This is a genomic window from Psychroflexus sp. MES1-P1E (genome assembly GCF_002836055.1).
Lineage (GTDB): Bacteria > Bacteroidota > Bacteroidia > Flavobacteriales > Flavobacteriaceae > Psychroflexus.
Window position 1 is genome coordinate 1 of sequence record NZ_PJBS01000254.1, and the last position, 2147, is coordinate 2147.

General features: G+C 35.3%; 2 protein-coding genes. One reads left to right on the top strand and one right to left on the bottom strand.

All coding sequences use genetic code 11. The features are described from left to right. Positions 1–27 precede the first annotated feature (27 nt). A complete protein-coding gene (locus CXF67_RS09485) occupies positions 28–507 on the bottom strand; it encodes a UpxY family transcription antiterminator (RefSeq protein ID WP_102088544.1) in 480 nt (159 codons plus the stop codon). A gap of 211 nt (positions 508–718) precedes the next feature. Here CXF67_RS09485 and CXF67_RS09490 point away from each other — a divergent pair, with 211 nt between their 5' ends. Then, a complete protein-coding gene (locus tag CXF67_RS09490; protein ID WP_102088545.1) occupies positions 719–1477 on the top strand; it encodes a YdcF family protein in 759 nt (252 codons plus the stop codon). Positions 1478–2147: the final 670 nt, after the last annotated feature.

A 2147-nucleotide genomic window follows, 5' to 3' on the forward strand; every position in this document is an offset into this window, starting at 1 on the left:
ATAATTTAAAATTGATAATCTCTAAAGTCACCGTTTAAACTTTACCACATATCCCATTCCTTGAAGTACCACCCAACATTCTTTTTTATTTACATATTGGACAGTCCCTTCTATGTTTTCAAAGCCTAATTCAGTCATGTCTAATTTTTGACCTGGACGCAACTGGTCTAGTTCGTGAGACTCGAATTTGCTATCTCCTAAAATTGACCTTAAAGTATCAACTTCCACTTGAGTGACTACAGAAGGTTTGCCGTTCCAGAATAAGTAACGCATAGCCAAAGGCGATTCTAAAGCCTTTGCTCTTTGTTTATTTTCAATTTTCACCAATAGCATTGATGGCAAAACAGGCATTTCTACTTTTTTCTTCCGATCACTCCAAACTCTGACTTCAGTTCGAGTTGGGCAGTAAGCTTCAATACCTGAAGTATTTAATTGCTCTGATAGCTTTTTTTCTCCACGTGGTTTTGTGTAAAGTACAAACCATTTTTTTTTAGCGTCCTTTTGCATTATTAATTTAGGATTGAAGTTTAATTTGGTATCATTTTAAGAAATCGCAAGTTAAAATATTATCACCTTCTTACAAACTTAAATTATTTAGTAAAATGAAAGTTTACAAAGTTTTAGTCCTCATCCAACCTATTTTATATTCAATCTTCACTACTAAAATGGTAAGGTTAAATCAGATTTTTATATAAATTAAACTGCTAAATCAAAGTTGATGATGGAATTTATTAAATCCTTACCTACACTTAGTAATTTATTCGTCATCTGGGTGTTGTTGTATTTGTGGCTTCGATTCAGAACATATAAGTTTCAGCGATTTGTCTTGATTACAGGGTCTATATTTCTTTTGATTTGTACAACAAGTTATGTACCGAAATTGATAGTCACAAATATCGAAAAGCACTATTCAGTGCTTGATCCTCAAGCCTTAGACCAAAATAAAGCCTACTTTATTCATGTTCTCGGTGCTGGATATAATCAAAACTCAGATTTACCGGCACTAACACAGCTAGGGTCCACAAGTCTTTCTCGTTTAAATGAAGGGATTCGTGTCTTTCGCTTACTAGACAAGCCTATATTAGTAACTTCAGCCTATTCTAAATACGGCTTAGAAAGTCAGGCTTCAGTCACTCGAAAAGCAGCAATTGAACTGGGTGTTTCCTCGCAACATATCAGAATGTTAGAAAACCCGTCCACTACTTTGCAAGAAGCCCAAGCTTTCAAATCGAGATTTGGAACCTCTGCTCAAGTCATCATTGCCACAGATGCCATGCATATGTCACGTGCCATGGATATTTATCTTGATTTAGGCTACGAGCCGATTGCTGCCCCAACCAACTTTCAGGTTCACTTTGGTCCGAAAGCTTATAATGGACTGAGTATGCCTAGCTACCAATCTTTTCAGTTGAGTAACCGGATTTTTAGGACAGTTTTAAAGCATGGCTATTATTTGGTATTCCGTAAAAGGCGATAGCCACGATGCGGAATCTGTTTTAGTGTAACTCTTTATTTAATATTTAGATAAAATTAGTGTTTTTATTCATTTTTTCCATTGATGAAAAAACGAACCAAAAAAATCTAGGCTGACGAAATTCTTCCTAAAATCATCGCTCACCATCTAAATTTTAGAAACTCAGCTGATAAAAACAGCCTCAAACAGTCTAAAATTTTACGAGGTTCTTGCTTCAATTTTTACGGCTTAATTTAGTAGGCCATTTTTCTTTGTATTGTGGAACTTGAAGCCTTAAATTCACTATTGTCATTCCGACAGAGAAGTTCTTCTACTTCAACGAGGAATCTCTCCCATTCCGTAAAAGGCGATAGCCACGATGCGGAATCTGTTTTAGTGTAACTCTTTATTTAAGATTTATATAAAATTAGTGTTTTTATTCATTTTTTCCATTGATGAAAAAACGAACCAAAAAAATCTAGGCTGACGAAATTCTTCCTAAAATCATCGCTCACCCTCTAAATTTTAGAAACTCGGCTGGAAAAACAGCCTCAAACAGTCTAAAATTTCACGAGGCTCTTGCTTCAATTTTTACGGCTTAATTTAGTAGGCCGTTTTTCTTTGTATTGTGGAACTTGAAGCCTTGAATTCACTATTGTCATTCCGACAGAGAAGTTCTTTTACTTCGACGAGG

Bases quoted from the DNA above. Each gene is read 5' to 3' on its own strand.
- CXF67_RS09485 (WP_102088544.1), bottom strand. From the start codon at position 507: ATGCAAAAGGACGCTAAAAAAAAATGGTTTGTACTTTACACAAAACCA.
- CXF67_RS09490 (WP_102088545.1), top strand. From the start codon at position 719: ATGATGGAATTTATTAAATCCTTACCTACACTTAGTAATTTATTCGTC.